Source organism: Dietzia sp. ANT_WB102, assembly GCF_008369165.1.
GTDB lineage: Bacteria > Actinomycetota > Actinomycetes > Mycobacteriales > Mycobacteriaceae > Dietzia.
On the sequence record NZ_VOBA01000001.1, the window covers coordinates 2,363,762 to 2,380,914 of the forward strand.

The following is a 17,153-nucleotide window of genomic DNA, read 5'->3' on the forward strand; positions in this document are numbered from 1 at the left end:
GTTCGTGGGCCCGACCCTGCAATGCGATCATCGCCGTGCTCATCGGACCTGTTCTCCTCGCGACGGCGGGGAACGCAGCACTGCCTCGACAAGACCTGCCTTGGCACGGGCGGGCATGGAGAGCCACATGCCCCACATCGCCGCGGCCACCTGGTAGGACGGGCTCGACGCGTCGAGGAACCACTGTTGGCGTCGACCGTCGAGGCGGCCGAACGCGTTGAACAGCGCCATCAGTGTGCTGGCATCGGCCCGCAGCAGGGCCCTCAGGCCGACGCCGTGGAGTGTCGTAGTCAGCGGAGACCGGGGAACCGGAAGCGGGAAACCCGCGTCGATCGCGTGCACCACTGCCGGTACCGCCGCAAGCATCGCCGCCACGGAGTACCCCGTCGCCGCGTGCCCGTGACCGCCGGCGGTGCCGAAGGCCTCGACCAGTGGATCACCCGGCACCCCGGGTCGGGGCAGAAGTGGAATGCGTACGCGCTCTACTGATAGCGGCGACTCGATAGCCGCGGTGGACACGCCCCTGCCTACCAATCTTGAGCGCAGTCGGGCGGCAAGGGTGGCGTGACCGGGCGCGGGCAGTCCGGCCAGACACGTCTCCTCGAGGAGAACCCGATCCGGGCCGACGGGGATCGCGTACAGAAAACTGGGGCTGGTCTCGTCGTCGTCGTAGTCGGTGCGCCAGTCCATGAACAGCGCGATGTCCCCGCCCAGTGCGGGAGCCGCGTCGGCCGCGTCCACGATGATTCCGTAGGCCGTCTGCAGGGGCCCCTGGTTGAGCCGCCCTCCGGCGCCGCGGCAGTCCACTACGCGCTGGGCACGAGCGGTCAGGTCGCGCAGCCCCGCATCATCGATCTCCGCAGACTCGACGGAGACTCCGGGACCGAGCGGCAGTGCGCGTCGCAATGCGTCGTTGTTGAGTACGGCGTATTCACGGTGCAGTACGGCCCTGTCCGGCGCGTAGAGGACCGGGTCCGCGACGGTGAGGGCGAGCACGTCGATCCCACAGGCGTCGACGCGCAACCACGGCGGGATCTGATCCGACCACACTGAGAGCGTCTGGCGCCACGGCGCGTCGGGGTTCGGATCAACAGCGAGTACGGAGAGACCTGCTGCGGCACATCTGGAGGCGAGCGCGCGGCCAGCGGGTCCGAGCCCGACGACAGCGACGTCGAATAGACCACCACCCGTAGCGTTCATCAGAATCGACACTACCGCCGCGCGGCCTCGATTCAGCCGAGACGCAGGTCACCGGAGTCGCCGAGGGCCTCGCGCCGCAGGTAGAGTGGCAGGTCGGCTCGGAGCACGTCTTGGCGGGCCGCATCCTTTCCCCGAACGCAACAGCGAGGTACCCGCGCACGTGATCACCATCGACGACCTGGAGGTGCGCGCCGGCGTGCGCACCCTGCTCCACATGGACGGGTCCTCGTTGCGGGTCCAGCCCGGCGACCGGATCGGCCTGGTGGGACGTAACGGAGCGGGGAAGACGACGACGATGAGAATCCTCGCCGGTGAGGGCGAGCCCTACGCCGGCAGCGTCACACGGACCAGCGACCTGGGTTATCTGCCACAGGATCCGCGCGAGGGCAACATGGATCAGCTCGCGCGCAGCCGAGTCCTCTCCGCACGTGGGCTGGACGTACTCATGGCCGACATGACCGAGGCCCAGACCCAGATGGTCGAGGCCGAGGACGACAAAGCCATGGACAAGGCCGTCCGCCGGTACGGTCGACTCGAGGACGAGTTCTCCGCCCGCGGGGGTTACGAGGCCGAGAGCGAGGCCGCCCGCATCTGCAACAGCCTGGGACTGGAAGACCGGATCCTCACCCAGAATTTGGGCACCCTGTCCGGTGGGCAACGCCGCCGCGTGGAGTTGGCGCGGATTCTGTTCGCCGCCTCCGACGGCGCCGGAAAGTCGCAGACGATGCTGCTGCTTGATGAGCCCACCAACCACCTCGACGCCGACTCGATCACGTGGCTGCGCCAGTTCCTTGAGAAGCACGAGGGCGGGCTGATCATCATCTCGCACGACGTCGAACTTCTCGAAGCAGTTGTTAATCGAGTGTGGTTCCTCGACGCGGTGCGCGGGGAAATCGACGCCTACAACATGGGCTGGAAGAAGTACCTCGACGCGCGCGCCACCGACGAAGCTCGTCGCCGGCGCGAGAAGGCGAATGCGGAGAAGAAGGCGTCGCAACTCAAGATGCAGGCAGCCAAGCTGGGTGCCAAGGCCACCAAGGCCGCCGCCGCCAAGCAGATGGTCCGCCGCGCTGAAGCAATGATCGACAATCTTGACGAGGTCCGCGTGGCCGACAAGGCGGCGCGAATCAAGTTCCCCACGCCGGCGGCCTGCGGCAAGACACCGCTTTTCGCCAAGGGGCTCACCAAAATGTATGGCTCGCTCGAGGTGTTCGCCGGGGTTGACCTGGCGATCGACCGTGGCAGTCGCGTAGTGGTGCTCGGCTACAACGGTGCCGGAAAGACCACACTGCTCAAACTGCTGGCCGGCGTCGAGCGCACCGACGGCGAGGGGGGCGTCGTCTCCGGTCACGGGCTGAAGATCGGATACTTCGCCCAGGAGCACGACACCCTCGATATGAACACGAGCGTGTGGGAGAACATCCGGCACGCTGCACCGGACGCGGGGGAGCAGGACCTGCGGGGTCTGCTCGGCGCTTTCATGTTCTCCGGCCCCCAGCTCGAGCAGCCGGCGGGCACCCTCTCCGGCGGCGAGCGGACCCGTCTGGCGCTTGCAGGGCTCGTCTCGTCGGCGGCCAACGTGCTGCTGCTCGACGAGCCGACCAACAACCTGGACCCGATCTCACGCGAGCAAGTACTGGATGCTCTACGGACGTATGAGGGCGCGGTCGTCTTGGTCACCCACGACCCAGGCGCCGTCGAGGCCCTTGAGCCGGAGCGGGTCATCATCCTGCCCGACGGCACGGAGGACCTGTGGAGCCAGGAGTACATGGAGATCGTCGAACTGGCGTGAGCGAGCGCAGCGAGTGAGGGCCACGTTCGCGCATGCCTCCGTCGAACCCGTGTGAGGGTGCGGAGCTACCGACCGAGCCCACTTGCTCGCGAGGGCGCATCGGCCCGACTACGGTGGAGACATTGTTGGGGTACGACCGCTCGAGTGCCGCCGGCACTCTCGTTACAGGAGGACAGCCCATGGACACCGGACCAGTCGTCGTTGGAGTTGACGGGGGGCCTGATTCGTTGCGAGCCCTCCAGTGGGCGTCTGATTACGCCAGCGCCGTCGGTGCCCCACTGATCGCCCTGACCGCGTACGAGTTACCGACCGTGTACGGTCCCTACGCTATGGCCGGCTGGGAGAGTGCAACCGAGCTGGAGAACGCCGCTCGCGAGATGCTCGCCGACGCCGTGCGGGAAAGCCTGGGGGACAACGCGAAGGTGGAGCAGCACGTTCTCCGCGGCCACCCGGCAGAAGCGATCGTCGCGGCGTCGCAAGACGCGCGTCTGGTGGTGGTCGGTAGCCGGGGACGGGGTGGCTTCAAGGGGATGCTGTTGGGCTCGGTGAGCCAGCATGTCGTTCCCCACGCGCACTGCCCCGTGGTTGTTCTGCCTCACGCGTCCGGCGATCAGTAATCTCGTCCATCAGCGGCGATTCACCGGCTCAACGCTTGAGTAGCCAAGCCTCGACTGGGCTAATTCTGCGCTCCCTGAAACAATAGGTGCATGGACATTGTTTTCAGTATTGTTCTCATCCTGCACTTCGTCGGGCTCGCCGGCATCATTGGGGGTTGGCTGGCCGTAATCAAGGCGCCTCACGTCAACAAGGCAATCCTGCACGGCGCTATCCTCCAGGTCGTCACCGGCCTCCTGCTGGTCGGGCTGCGCGAGATGCAGGACGGCGACCCGCTCAACCACATGAAGATCGGCATCAAACTCGTCGTCGCGATCGTCATACTCGTCGTCGCAATCATCGGCGTACGCAAGGAGGCTAAGGCGCAGGGCAGCACAGCCACCCTCGCCAATGTCGCCGGTGCGCTCGGCGTCCTCAACGTCGCGATCGCGGTCTTGGTCTGATTGTCCACCTGCGTTCGACAACGCCTCCCGACTTCAAGTCGGGAGGCGTTTCTAGTTCAGCACTCCATGACGGCGGCGAGATAGGCGCGGACCAGACGGGCCCCGATGTCCGCGGGCAATCGCTCGATCGCTGCGAGCAACGGTGCCATGGCGCTCGCCGTGTCACCGTCGCCCTCGAGGACTCCGGCGACTAGCGAGTGCACGTCGTCCTCCGGTAGGGCGAGCAGGTCGGCGGGGGAGAGAGCCCCCGAGTCAAGCGCCTCGAGAACCTCCCGGAAGCCGGCGGGCGGTGCCGGGGCGGCCTGGCCGCGAACCTCGTCAGCGGCTTCACGCGCAACTAGAAGGATCTCCTCCACGAGCCGTTCGGTCACCGGCGTGACAGTGAGGTGGGACGACGACGACAAGGTCCCCCGCTCCTGACGGTAGGCCGGTTGCGCTTGGACGGCGATGCCCCTTCGTGCACAGGCGTCGGCCCAAAGGTGGGGGTGTACGCGTCGGCGATCGGAGACGGACTCGTCCGCGACCACTGCGAGCAGCGGTCCGGGGTCGCGGTCCGACACCCGCAGGCCCTCGATGCCGGCCAGCCCGTCTCCCAGACGCTCGGTGGCCCGGGCGGTGCGGCTGACGAGTTCACGCTGGCCGTCCTCCCCGAGAGCCTCGAGAACCGCCCATGCGGCCGCCGCGGGCTCGAGCGGCTTGGACCCGGCGAGGGTCGGATTGACAACCGGATACCCCGGCCAGTCGACGGTGGCGAACCACGCCGCCCGGTGACGCTCGCGACCCCGAGTGAGCAGTACGGAGGTGCCCTTGGGTGCGAAGCCGTACTTGTGCAGGTCAGCCGAGATGCTCGTGACCCGATCGACCCGCAGGTCCCAGGGCTCTGCGGTGACGGGTTCCGGCCAGAACGGCAGCACCAAGCCGCCCAAACAAGCGTCGACGTGCAGCCCGATACGCGGGTCGTGGTGTGCCTCGAGTCCCGCTGCGACCTCGGCGACGGGGTCGATCACGCCGTTCGGGTAGGCCGGCGCCGAGCACACCACCAACACCGTGTCTTCGTCGACCGACGCAAGGAGCTCTCCAGCGCTCACCCTTCCCGTCCCGGGATCGACCTCCACACCCACGAACCTCAGGCCCAACAGGTGCGCGGCCTTCCGGAACGCCGCGTGCACAGTCACGGGCGCGACGATCGTGCCGCCACTGACCGGCTCACTACTGCCCGTCTCAGATCGCGAGACCGCGCGGGCGGCGAGGCAGGCGAGAATGCAGCTCTCGGTCCCGCCGGACGTCACGCTTCCGTGGATGCCCTGTCCGTCGACTCCTGAGCCCTCGCCGCCGAGGATGGCGCGAACGCGGTCGACGATCTCCCTGTGGATCCGGGCGACCGAGGAGAAGACCGTCGGGTCTAGGCCATTGACTCCGTGAGCCAGGCGGGCTGCGCGCATCGCGAGCTCATCAAGTTCGGCGAGTCCGGAATCGTAGACGTAGGACAACACCCGACCCCCGGTGGTGGGCGGGTCCTCGGCCCGCATCGCGACCAGGCGGGCCAGTGCGTGTTCCCCGCGGTCGGTGACCGCGAGAGAAAGGGGATCGGGTGTCATGTTCGCTCCGTCCATCGGTCATAGGACCTTCCCAGGGACCTGATCATCAGCAGACTGGCCCCGGCGAGGATCGCGGGCACAAGGGAAAACGCCAACACGATCGCCCAGTGCGCCGTCCCGGGCTGGTCGGCCACCCCGCCGGAGCGGAAGCCCCCGATCGCCAACAGGGTCAGTACGACGGCCGGACCCAGCGCCATCGCGCCGGTCTCGGACGCAGTCCACAGGCCGCTCATCGCGCCACTTCGTCGTCGTCCCCCGAGCTCGCGGTCCAAGTCCGTGCAGTCGGGTAGCATCGACATCGGTAGAGCCTGCATGCCCGCGTACGCGACACCCGCCAACGCCACCGGCAGATGCACCCAGGCGCCGGGAGCGAGGCCCGCCGGGATGAGCAGGAGGGCAGCCGCGGTGAACAGGGCCGTGGACGTACCGAGCGCCGCCACCTTGCCGCGGGCGTGGGCGAGACGCGTCCACAGGGGCATCACCAGCAGTGCCGGGCCCACCAGGGCCAGGAACAACCCGGTCAGCGCGGTCTCGTCGCCCAGGATGTACGTCGCCACGTACTGTCCGCCGGCCAGCATCACGGCAGTCGCGACGGCCTGCAGGCAGAACACGCCGACCAGTAGCCGAAACGGGCGGGTGACCCGGAGGGCATCGAGTCCGTCGCGGTATTCGTGGGCCAGACCGCCGGCCGGGGCATCGGCACGCGTGACCGTGCGGCGGCCGGCGACGAATGTCGCCCACAACATCCCCACCAGCATCAGCGCGGACACCCCGACGGCCATCAACAGGTACCCGCCAGGCCCGCCGCCTGCGGCATCACGAATCGCCGGCCCGCCACCCCCCGTGAGCAGGATCGCCGCGGCGAGCACCGCCACGCGCCACGCCAGGATCGTCACGCGGGCCGCCGCGTCATCGGTGAGCTCGGCGGGCAGTGCCAGGTACGGCACCTGGAAACACGAGTAGGCGATCGAGGCCAGCAGGAAAAAGCCCATTACCCAGACGCCGGACGCGCCGGTGCTCCAGCCGGTCGGTGCCGCGAACGTCGCCACGAACAGCAGCGGCAGCGCCAGCGCCCCGAACAGCATCAGACCCGTGCGATACCCGGTGCGGTGCGATGCCCGGTCCGAGACGGCGCCGATGAGTGGGTAGGCCAGGACGTCAATGACCTTCGGTACCAGAACCAGAACGGTCGCGACCGCCGCGGCCACCCCGATCGAGTCGGTGAGGTAGTAGGCCAGGACGAGACCCGGCAGGGTGCCGAACGCGCCCGTGCCGAGGCTGCCCGCCGCGTACGAGGCGAGCACCGGGGCCGTGGTGGAACGGTCGCTCGCCACGCCGTCCGGCGCGTCCGTGGTGGTCATGGACAGACTCTAGGACGCGTTCGCACGCGTCGGCGGCGGAAACCGCCAGTCGAAGGTGTCGGGGTCCGGTCCCGAGCGGGTGCCGTTGTGCAGCGCCGTGATCGAGGCCATCTGCTCGTCCGACAGGGTGAAATCGAACACCTCGAGGTTTTCGCGCATCCGGGCCGGGTTCGAGGACTTGGGAAAGACGATGTCACCGCGTTGCAGAGTCCAGCGCAACACCACCTGGGAGACGGTCCGACCGACCTGCTCGGCGAGGGACTGCAACTGGGGGTCCCCGAAGACCGAGCCCTGCGCGAGCGGGCTCCACGCCTCGACGGCGATACCGCGCTCGACGCACGCGGCCCGCAGCTCATCGTTGACGAAGTAGGGGTTCGATTCGATCTGGTCGACCGTCGGGCTGCTCAGGCCCGCCTCGGCGAGGCGGTCCAGGTTCGCCCGCGTGAAGTTGGAAACTCCAATCGAATCGACGGGCAGCTCGGACCGAATCTCCTCCATCGTCTCCCAGACCCGCGCGACGTCTTCGTGCATGGCCAGCGGCCAGTGTACGAGGTAGAGGTCGAGGCGCCCACCCAAGGCCTCGAGCGAGCGCTCGGTGGCCTCACGAGCGGCCGTGCGCTCATGGAACGTGTTGTTGAGCTTGGTCGTGATCCAGAACTGGTCGCGCGGGATGCCGGAGGCCGCAACGGCCCGACCCACGCCTTCCTCGTTGCCGTACATCTGAGCAGTATCGAGGTGACGGTACCCGGCCTCGATGGCGTCGGTAACGACCTTCTCAGTGTCGGCGGGTGGGACCTGGAAGGTGCCGAATCCGAGCTGGGGGATCGACCGACCGTCGTTGAGGGTGATCAATGGGATCTGGGTATCAGGTGTGGACATGCGACCAACGTACGCCCGCAGAAGGGGGCCGCGCAGGCGGGCAGGCTCACCCCTGCGCAACGCGCAGCGACGCCTCGACTAGGTCCAACATCTCGCTCACGTGCTCGGTGCCCCGTCCTGTGGCCAAATGGGTGATAAGTCCGTCCAGCACGATGTCGAGGTAGACGCGCAGCACGTCCGCTGGTATATCGGTCCGCATCCGTCCGGAGGCCTTCTGCTCCCGCAGTCGGGCAACGACCGCAGCGTCGACCTCGGCCTGACGGTCCGTCCATCGTTCCCGGAATTCCGGGTCAGTGCGGATCCGGCGCGCGATCTCCAGCCGCGTGCCGAGCCAGGAGAACTCCTGCGGGTCCGCGAGGATTTCCCGCATCACCTGGACGAGCCCTTGCTCGGACACCGTCGCCGCCATGGCAGCGGCGTCGTCGTGGGCAAGGGCGAGAAAGAGCGCGTCCTTGTCGTCGAAGTGATGGAAGATGGCCCCCCGGCTCAGTCCGGTGGCCTGCTCCAGTCGACGCACGGTGGCGCCTTCGAACCCGTACTCGGCAAAGCACTCGCGTGCGCCCGACAGAATTTGCTGGCGCCTGGCGTCGATGTGATCCTGGCTGACCCTGGGCATCTCGCTACCTTCTTTCGGATACACCGCGGCGGTGCGCAGTCTCCTCGCCTGAGCTGAGGAAACCGCGCACCGCCGTCGGTGTGAGAGGCCGCCGATCAGCCCTTGATCATGTTTCGCAGGACGAACTGCAGGATGCCGTCGTTGCGGTAGTAGTCCGCCTCGCCGGGGGTGTCGATGCGCACCACGGCGTCGAATTCAACCTTCGAGCCGTCGGTCTTGGTGGCCACGACCTTGACCGTCTTGGGCGTGGTGCCGTTGTTCAGCTCGGTGATGCCCGAGATGTCGAAGGTCTCCGTGCCGTCCAGGCCGAGGGTCTCGTGCGACTCGCCCTCGGGGAACTGCAGCGGGATGACACCCATGCCGATGAGGTTGGAGCGGTGAATACGCTCGAACGACTCGGCGATAACCGCCTTGACTCCCAGCAGGCGCGTGCCCTTGGCTGCCCAGTCACGCGAGGAGCCGGTTCCGTACTCCTTGCCCGCGATCACGACGAGCGGGGTGCCCTGCTCGGCGTAGTTCTGGGCAGCGTCGTAAATGAACGCCTGCGGCGCGCCCTCCTGGGTGAAGTCGCGGGTGTAGCCGCCGGACACTCCGTCGAGCAGCTGGTTCTGCAGACGGATGTTGGCGAACGTACCGCGGATCATGACCTCGTGGTTGCCACGACGCGAGCCGAACGAGTTGTAGTCCTTGCGCTCGACCCCGTTGGCATCGAGGTATTGCGCCGCCGGGGTGCCCGGCTTGATGGTCGAGGCCGGCGAGATGTGGTCGGTGGTGACCGAGTCGCCGAGCTTGGCCAGGACGCGGGCGCCCGTGATGTCTTCGATGGGTGCCGGTTCCATCTCCATGCCGTCGAAGTACGGAGCCTTACGGACGTAGGTCGACTTGTCGTCCCACTCGAAGGTCTTGCCGTCCGGCGTGGCCAGCCCGCGCCAACGCTCGTCGCCGGCGAAGACGTCTGCGTACTTGGACTTGTACTCGTTGGATGAGATCGAGGCCTTGATGGTCGACTCGATCTCCTCGCCCGTGGGCCAGATGTCGGCGAGGAAGACGTCGTTACCGTCCTTGTCCTTGCCCAGGGAGTCGGTCTCGAAGTCGAAGTCCATCGTGCCGGCGATCGCGTAGGCGATGACCAGCGGCGGGGACGCCAGGTAGTTCATCTTGACGTCCTGGTTGATCCGACCCTCGAAGTTGCGGTTACCGGACAGAACGGCGGTCGCAGTGAGGTCGTGCTCCTGGATCGCCGCGGAGATCTCCTCCGGAAGTGGGCCGGAGTTACCGATGCAGGTGGTGCAGCCGTAACCAACGAGGTGGAAGCCGAGGGCCTCCAGGTCCGGCCACAGACCGGCGCGCTCGTAGTACTCGGTGACGACTTGCGAACCCGGGGCCATGGAGGTCTTGACCCACGGCTTGGCGGTCAGACCCTTCTCGTGGGCCTTCCGTGCGAGCAGACCGGCGCCGATCATGACCGACGGGTTGGACGTGTTGGTGCACGAGGTGATGGAGGCGATGGAGACGATGCCGTGGTCCAGCACCATCTCATTCTCACCGACCTTGCACTCGACTGGCTGCGACGGACGCCCCTCGGCGCCCACCGACGCATCGGCCCGCACGCAGCCGCTGTCGGCGAAGGACAGTCGGACGCCACCGGTGGCGTCGGACGGTGCACCGCCCTCGGCCTGCATCCGGCGCCCCTCACGGGTGCCGAGCTTGTCGATGTCGGCGTCGACGTAGTTATGGATGTCCTTGCGGAACGCGCTCTTGGCATCGGACAGCTCGATGCGGTCCTGAGGACGCTTCGGACCGGCTATCGAGGGGACCACGTCGCCCAGATCGAGCTCGAGGTACTCGGAGAAGACCGGCTCGGGCCCCTCCGGAGCGAGCCACATGCCCTGCTCCTTGGCGTAAGCCTCGACCAGAGCGAGCTGCTCCTCGTCGCGGCCGGTGAGCCGCAGATAGTCGATGGTCTCGCTGTCGATCGGGAACATTGCACAGGTGGAGCCGAACTCCGGGCTCATGTTGCCGATCGTCGCGCGGTTGGCCAGCGGTACCGCGGCGACACCGGCTCCGTAGAACTCGACGAACTTGCCCACGACGCCGTGCTTGCGCAGCATCTCGGTGATCGTCAACACGACGTCGGTAGCGGTGACGCCGGGCTTGATCGAGCCGGTGAGCTTGAACCCGACGACGCGGGGGATGAGCATGGAGATCGGCTGGCCGAGCATCGCGGCCTCGGCCTCGATGCCGCCGACGCCCCAGCCCAAGACGCCGAGACCATTCTGCATGGTGGTGTGCGAGTCCGTGCCGACACAGGTGTCGGGGTAGGCCTGACCATCCCGGACCATGACGGTTCGCGCCAGGTACTCGATGTTGACCTGGTGCACGATGCCGGTGCCCGGGGGGACGACCTTGAAGTCGTCGAAGGCACCCTGGCCCCAACGGAGGAACTGGTAACGCTCCTCATTGCGCTGGTACTCGATCTCTACGTTCTTCTCAAACGAGTCGTGGCGACCGAAGGACTCGATGATGACCGAGTGGTCGATGACCATCTCGGCAGGGGCCAGCGGGTTGACCTTGTTCGGGTCGCCGCCGAGGGTCTCTACGGCCTCACGCATCGTGGCGAGGTCGACGATGCAAGGCACGCCAGTGAAGTCCTGCATGATCACGCGGGCGGGCGTGAACTGGATCTCCGTGCTGGGCTCGGCGTTCGGATCCCAGTTGGCCAGCGCATCGATGTGCGCCTTGGTGACGTTCTTGCCGTCTTCGGTGCGGAGGAGGTTCTCGGTGAGAACCTTGAGCGAATAAGGGAGTTTCTCGGCTCCCGGGACCGCCGCCAGGCGGTAGATGTCATAGGTCTCGTCGCCGACCTCAAGGGTCCCCTTGGCGCCAAAACTATCGATGCTTGCTGTCACGTCAGCTCCACTCGTGGTGCGAATGTCGGTTCGTCATCCCTCCCGGTGTCACCACACGTCTCACGGACGGCGACGCCGGGGCGGACACAGGACCCATTGTGAACCCTGCGATCCGTCTTTCGTGGCCAATTTACCAGTACGCCCGTCCTGTATAGGCTCCGGCACGCCCGAACGTGGGCATCCGAGTGCGGATATCTGCGCGAGCGGCGCGTGGACTCGTAGTTGACGACGACGAGATGGCACCATATCGAGCGTGGACAAGCCCGCCGAATCCGTGACGCTGCTCGCCTACGAGGCCGAGCCGATCGTGTCGTTGCGCGAGGGCGAGGTCCCACACTGGCTGGACTACCAGTCCGTGGTCGCAGACCTGGCGGATGACGGTGTCGCCGCACCAGAGCCGTTCGTCGAAGGCCTGCAGACGGTGGTGAGGGAAGCCAGCGACCGGGGCCTGGACCTCAAGGTGGTCTACACCGAGGCTCCTGCAGCCGTCTACACGGACGCCCGCGACGTCGCAATGTTCCTCAACGACGAGTTCGGGGGCACGATCCTCGTGCGGACCCCGGCGTTCATCGGCAGCTCCAGTGACACCATCCCTCGGCACCAGCTCGAGGCCGGTCAGGACGACGCCTGGGAGGAGCCCGACCCGGTGACCTCCGCGTCGATCTTCGTCCAGAAAGTCACCGCCCCGGCTCCACAGTGGGGCGTCCTGACCGCGACCGCCATGGTGGTGGCCATCCTCGTCGTCGTCGCCTTCGCCGTCGTGTTACGTCGCCGAACACGCGGATAAAGGAACTTTTGGACTTTACGTCCAGCTTCAGACACGCCGCGCCGCCTGCTGTTATAGAAGTTACAGCAGTGTATTTTGCCGATCGATGTTTCACATGTGTTCCCTGTGACCTACGGTGCTAAAGGAACAATAGGTTCTGCCGAGTCGGCATGAGGCACCAGTGGCGCAGGGGAAGGCATCACCGGCCGCCGAGTCCGTCTCGGTCACGCGTCCCGCCGTGCGGGTCGCGCGGTCAGCCGCACCCAGGTGCGGTCAGCGGAAGGTGAAACGTGGAGCCTGACCATTCGTCGAATCGTGCCCGTGGGGTGCGCCCGCGTGGCAATCGTGGAAGACCACCGGGCCGGGCGGCACTGGCCGCTGCGCTGGTCCTGGGAACTGCTGCCGGGGTCGTACACGCGCCGATCTCCGGCGCACAGCCGATCTCGGCGGTCGCACCGAGGGACATCTCCGGACTCATCCGTGCCGTCGCCGAGGCCACCGCCACACTCGACCAGACCCATGAGGAGATCGCGGTCCAGCGCGAGAGCGTCAACAAGAGCCTGGTCGACCTGCAAATGGCCCGAATCGAACTCGATCGCGCCATTGCCCACGCCGACCGCACCTCCGCCGAACGCGAGCAGGCCGAGTCCGGCGTCGAGGCCGCGCGGAACGCGCTCGACGACTACTCCCGCCTGCTGCACCGCCAGGGCACCGCACCTGGCGCGGCGTCAGGGATCCTGAACCCCGGCGGTCCGGCGGACGCAGGTCTCCGCCAGGAGTATCTCCGGCGCGCCGCGGCTGATCAACGCACGGTGGTGGGGGACATGGTGGCGGCGGCCGAGGAAGCCGCCCGACAAGAGTCCGACGCCGTCGCCGCCCGCGACGCAGCCGAGCAGCGCTACTCCGATGCCGCCGCTCGTCGTGACTCCGCGGAGGCGGAAGTGTCCGAGGTCGCGGGGGATGTCGCCGCTCTCGAGGAGCAGGTCGGCACATTGACCCGCGAACTGGAGGAGCACCGTTCAGCCCTCGCGGAGTCGGGAGCGACGCCTGCCGGCCCGCGAACCGAGGCCACGGACGGGGTCGACGCCGAAGCCATGCGTGCCGAAGCGCTCAGTGCTCTCGCCGCCGAACCAGAGGCGGGGGAGCAAGCCGCCGACATTGCGTCCGCCCTCCCCTCGCATCTCGACCTCGGCGCCGTACGTCAGTTCGCCGGAGGCTCCTCCGACCAGGCGACCCGCGCCCTCGGCGGGACGATCGACGCCGGCAGCGTGGGCGCGGCCATCGACGCGGGTATCAACGGTGACACCGAGCGGATCGTGCAGCAGGTTGCCGACGCCATCGGCCGTGCCGACTTCGGGTCGATCGCCCAGGGGCCGGCGGCACCCGGGCCAGCGGCACCCGGGCCGGGAGGCGGCCAGGGTGGGAATTCCGGACCCCCCTCGAACAGTGCTCGCGTGGAGACCGTCGTCAACCGGGCCCTATCCCAGCTCGGGGTTCCTTACGCCTGGGGAGGCGGCGACGCCAAGGGGCCCACCCGCGGTATCCGCGACGGCGGTGTCGCCGACAGTCACGGGGACTACAACAAAATCGGATTCGACTGCTCAGGTCTGATGATCTACGCGTTTGCCGGGATCGGTAAAGCCCTCCCGCACTACACCGGCTACCAGTACACCGCCGGACCACAGCACCCCGTGGCCACCCGCCAGCGCGGGGACATGCTGTTCTGGCCCGGCCACGTGGCCCTCTACCTGGGTGACGGCAAGATGGTCGAGGCTCCCCAGTCCGGCGACGTCGTGAAGATCTCCTCGGTGCGCATGGCCGGGATCTGGCCGATGGTGGTGCGGCTGGTCTGACCGGGGCACCGGTACTGTCGTCCCCAGCCCGTTCGGACGGCCCCGGCAGGGCGCCCGGAACACCCGACCACGCGAAGGAGCCCTCCGCGGTGAGCGATCCCCACCCCGAAACGCCGAGCCAGCACGGCGAGCCGCCAGCGGTGAGCGCGTCGACCGCCGCGGAGGACGCCCGTCTCCTTGAGCGGGCAGTCTACGAGGTCAAGAAGGTCGTGGTGGGCCAGGACCGATTGATCGAGATGATCCTCGTCGGCCTGCTCTCGCGGGGTCATATCCTGCTCGAGGGTGTCCCCGGCGTGGCCAAGACCCTCACCGTGGAGACCTTCGCGACCGTGGTGGGGGGCAGCTTCAGTCGTCTCCAGTTCACCCCGGACCTGGTACCCGCCGACATCGTCGGTACCCGGATCTACCGTCAGGGGCGCGAGGAGTTCGAGGTCGAACTCGGCCCGATCCTGGCCAACTTCGTGCTCGCAGACGAGATCAACCGGGCTCCCGCGAAGGTCCAGTCCGCGTTGCTGGAGGTCATGGCCGAGGGACACGTTTCCATCGGCGGTCAGACCTTCCCCATGCCCAGCCCGTTCCTCGTCATGGCTACGCAGAACCCCATCGAGAGCGAGGGCGTGTACCAGCTGCCCGAGGCGCAACGGGACCGCTTCCTGTTCAAGCTCGTCGTTGATTACCCGAGCCCGGAGGAAGAACGTGAGATCGTCTACCGGATGGGCACCACGCCCCCGGAACCGACGCAGGTGCTCGGGGTGGACGCCCTGATACGCCTACAGACGGCGGTCCGCGAGGTGTTCGTCCATCACGCGTTGGTCGACTACGTCGTCCGCGTCACGATCGCCACGCGCGAACCCGCACGACACGGCCTCGAGGACGTCGCGCGTTGGCTGTCCTACGGCGCTTCTCCGCGCGCGACGCTCGGCGCCGTCACCGCGGCCCGCGCGCTCGCCTTGGTGCGCGGGCGCGACTACGTGGTCCCGCAGGACGTAGTTGACGTCCTGCCCGCCGTCCTCCGCCACCGGCTCGTGCTGACCTACGATGCACTGGCCGACGAGGTCACCGCCGACACCGTTGTGCGCCGCGTGCTCGAGGCAGTGCCGCTCCCGCAGATCAGCGCGGTTCCCGCCCAGGCCGGCCCACCGCCGTCACGGTGAACGCCGCGGACGCGGGCAGGCGCGACGACCCGGCCGATGTGTCCTCCCGGGCGGCCCTGGCCCAGCTGGAACTGCTCGTCACGCGCCGTCTGGACGGCGTCCTCAACGGAGACCACCGAGGTCTCCTGCCGGGGCCGGGAACCGAGCCCGGAGAGGCACGGGCCTACGAACCCGGGGACGACGTCCGCACGATGGATTGGTCGGTCACAGCGAGGACTACCGTCCCGCACATCCGGCAGACCATCGCGGATCGTGAGCTCGAGACCTGGCTGATCGTGGACCTTTCGCCCAGCCTCGACGTGGAGAGCCGCTACGGCACAAAGCGGCGCCTTGTTGAGGCCGCCGTCGCCACTGTGGGCTTCCTCTCCGCGGGCGGCGGCAGCCAGGTAGGGATGGTGCTCACGGGAGACGGCCGACCTCGAGTTCTGCGGGCCACCGGCGGGCGCGATCACGTCCGACGACTGCTCGACGAGGTGGCACGGGCGACCCCGCGTGTCTCTTCGGGGGGCTTGCTCGACGACTGCCTCCACGCCGTCCGGAACGCCGCCCGTCGGCATGGGCTGGTCGTGGTGATCTCCGACTTCCTGTCCGAGGTGAACTGGGAGCGTTCCCTGCGCGTCCTCGGCACCCGCCACGAGTTCCTCGCCGTCCACGTGTCCGACCCGCTCGACATCGCCCTGCCCGCCGTGGGGGCGGCACTCCTGCAGGATCCAAACACCGGGGAGGTGCTGGAACTCGACGTCGACGACGCCCTCGCCGCCGACTATCGCCGTGCAGCCCAGGAGCAGCGCGACCGTGTCCATTCCGCCCTCCGGCGATGCGGTGCTCCCGTCCTCGCCCTACGGACCGACCGGGACTGGATACGCGACGTCATCGACTTCGTCGGCGTTCGCCGGCAGGGCGGACTGCCCACCGGTGACAGCCTGACCAGAGACTTACCCGACGACCACCCCGGGGCGCAGGAGGTGGCGCCGCGGTGAGCCTCTCCGAATTCCAGCACCCGCTCTGGCTGATACTGCTGGTCGTGCCCCTCGCACTCGCCGCGGGGTACGTCATCGCGCTGCGCTCGAAGAAGCGGCGGACCGTACGGTTCGGCAATTTCGGGGCCCTGCGAACCGTCGACCGTCGCGGCCGCCACTGGTTCACGCACGTCCCTGCCGTGCTCCTGGTGCTCTCGCTGCTCGCCCTCGTAGTGGCCCTGGCTGGACCACAGAGGGAGCAGAAGGTCCCACGGAACCGGGCGACCGTGATGCTCGTCGTCGACGTGTCCCTCTCCATGGAGGCCACCGACGTCTCGCCGTCGCGGCTCGAGGCCGCGCAACAGGCCGCCACGACCTTCACCAACAATCTCACCCAAGGCGTCAACCTGGGTCTGGTGTCCTACGCGGGTACCGCGTCGATGCTCGTCGCCCCCACCACCGATCGGGGACCGGTGGTCCGCGCGGTCGAGCGGCTCAAACTCGACGAGCGGACCGCCACAGGCGAGGCCATCTACACCGCCACGCAGGCGATCTCCACGTTCACCGAGAGCCTCGGCGGCCCCGACCAGGCACCACCGGCGAGGATCGTGTTGCTCTCCGACGGAAAGGAGACCGTGCCCGCCGACCCCACCGAGGAGCGGGGCGCGTTCACCGCCGCCGAACGCGCCGCGGAGGCGGGCATCCCCGTCTCCACCATCTCGTTCGGCACCCTGTACGGCACCGTCGACATCCAGGGCAGGCCCCAGCCGGTTCCCGTCGACGACGCATCCCTTCGCCGGATCGCGGATATCTCCGACGGCGACTTCTTCACCGCCTCCAGCCTGGAGGAGCTCGACTCCGTCTACCGGACTCTCGAGGAACAGATCGGTTACGAATGGAAGAATGCCGACGCCTCCCGGCCCTGGCTCGTCGTAGGGACCTTGCTGGCGATGGCAGCCGCCGCAGGCTCCTTGTCCGCGCACCGCAGGATCCCGTGACACCGACCGA

The 17,153-nt window shown here is 67.8% G+C and carries 14 protein-coding genes; 8 read left to right on the forward strand and 6 right to left on the reverse strand.

The features are described from left to right. Positions 1-39: 39 nt before the first annotated feature. Positions 40-1,200: a lycopene cyclase family protein gene (locus FQ137_RS10895; RefSeq protein ID WP_149292396.1), complete on the reverse strand. Its 1,161-nt coding sequence runs from the start codon at positions 1,198-1,200 to the stop codon at positions 40-42. Between the two features lie 160 nt (positions 1,201-1,360). Here FQ137_RS10895 and FQ137_RS10900 point away from each other — a divergent pair, with 160 nt between their 5' ends. The 3 genes from FQ137_RS10900 to FQ137_RS10910 all read left to right on the forward strand — a co-directional run bounded on the left by FQ137_RS10900 (position 1,361) and on the right by FQ137_RS10910 (position 4,050). Then, positions 1,361-2,992, forward strand: a complete 1,632-nt coding sequence (locus FQ137_RS10900) for an ABC-F family ATP-binding cassette domain-containing protein (RefSeq protein ID WP_149292397.1) — start codon at positions 1,361-1,363, stop codon at positions 2,990-2,992. A gap of 179 nt (positions 2,993-3,171) precedes the next feature. Continuing rightward, the gene (locus FQ137_RS10905; RefSeq protein ID WP_149292398.1) at positions 3,172-3,609 is read left to right on the forward strand and encodes a universal stress protein; all 438 of its coding nucleotides are present in this window, start codon (positions 3,172-3,174) and stop codon (positions 3,607-3,609) included. A gap of 90 nt (positions 3,610-3,699) precedes the next feature. Continuing rightward, on the forward strand, positions 3,700-4,050 hold the full coding sequence (locus FQ137_RS10910) for a hypothetical protein (protein WP_149292399.1): 351 nt from the start codon (positions 3,700-3,702) through the stop codon (positions 4,048-4,050). A gap of 56 nt (positions 4,051-4,106) precedes the next feature. Here FQ137_RS10910 and FQ137_RS10915 read toward each other — a convergent pair whose 3' ends face one another. The 5 genes from FQ137_RS10915 to FQ137_RS10935 all read right to left on the reverse strand — a co-directional run bounded on the left by FQ137_RS10915 (position 4,107) and on the right by FQ137_RS10935 (position 11,413). Next, positions 4,107-5,648 carry a pyridoxal-dependent decarboxylase gene (locus tag FQ137_RS10915; RefSeq protein WP_149292400.1) on the reverse strand — a complete coding sequence of 514 codons (1,542 nt, stop codon included), beginning with the start codon at positions 5,646-5,648 and terminating at the stop codon, positions 4,107-4,109. Next, positions 5,645-7,009 (reverse strand): MFS transporter, encoded by a 1,365-nt coding sequence (locus tag FQ137_RS10920; RefSeq protein ID WP_149292401.1) that lies wholly within the window; start codon positions 7,007-7,009, stop codon positions 5,645-5,647. Before FQ137_RS10920 ends, FQ137_RS10915 begins: the two co-directional genes overlap by 4 nt. 9 nt (positions 7,010-7,018) lie before the next feature. Then, positions 7,019-7,888, reverse strand: coding sequence for an aldo/keto reductase (locus FQ137_RS10925; RefSeq protein ID WP_149292402.1), 870 nt, complete (start codon positions 7,886-7,888; stop codon positions 7,019-7,021). Positions 7,889-7,934: 46 nt separating this feature from the next. Next, a complete protein-coding gene (locus tag FQ137_RS10930) occupies positions 7,935-8,504 on the reverse strand; it encodes a TetR/AcrR family transcriptional regulator (RefSeq protein WP_149292403.1) in 570 nt (189 codons plus the stop codon). Positions 8,505-8,599: 95 nt separating this feature from the next. Next, positions 8,600-11,413, reverse strand: coding sequence for an aconitate hydratase (locus FQ137_RS10935; RefSeq protein WP_149292404.1), 2,814 nt, complete (start codon positions 11,411-11,413; stop codon positions 8,600-8,602). A gap of 253 nt (positions 11,414-11,666) precedes the next feature. On the opposite strand from FQ137_RS10935, the gene FQ137_RS10940 reads away from it, so the two are divergent. From FQ137_RS10940 to FQ137_RS10960, 5 genes are all read left to right on the forward strand, one after another. Beyond that, positions 11,667-12,200, forward strand: a complete 534-nt coding sequence (locus FQ137_RS10940; protein ID WP_149292405.1) for a DUF6676 family protein — start codon at positions 11,667-11,669, stop codon at positions 12,198-12,200. 269 nt (positions 12,201-12,469) lie between these two features. Continuing rightward, a complete protein-coding gene (locus FQ137_RS15590; RefSeq protein WP_255584007.1) occupies positions 12,470-14,032 on the forward strand; it encodes an NlpC/P60 family protein in 1,563 nt (520 codons plus the stop codon). Between the two features lie 14 nt (positions 14,033-14,046). Further along, entirely contained in the window at positions 14,047-15,186 is a 1,140-nt protein-coding gene (locus FQ137_RS10950; RefSeq protein ID WP_370452388.1) for an AAA family ATPase, read from the forward strand. Next, positions 15,183-16,166 (forward strand): DUF58 domain-containing protein, encoded by a 984-nt coding sequence (locus tag FQ137_RS10955; RefSeq protein ID WP_149292406.1) that lies wholly within the window; start codon positions 15,183-15,185, stop codon positions 16,164-16,166. Before FQ137_RS10950 ends, FQ137_RS10955 begins: the two co-directional genes overlap by 4 nt. After that, positions 16,163-17,143: a VWA domain-containing protein gene (locus tag FQ137_RS10960; protein WP_149292407.1), complete on the forward strand. Its 981-nt coding sequence runs from the start codon at positions 16,163-16,165 to the stop codon at positions 17,141-17,143. The genes FQ137_RS10955 and FQ137_RS10960 overlap by 4 nt, the downstream gene beginning before the upstream one ends. The last annotated feature ends 10 nt before the right edge of the window (positions 17,144-17,153 follow it).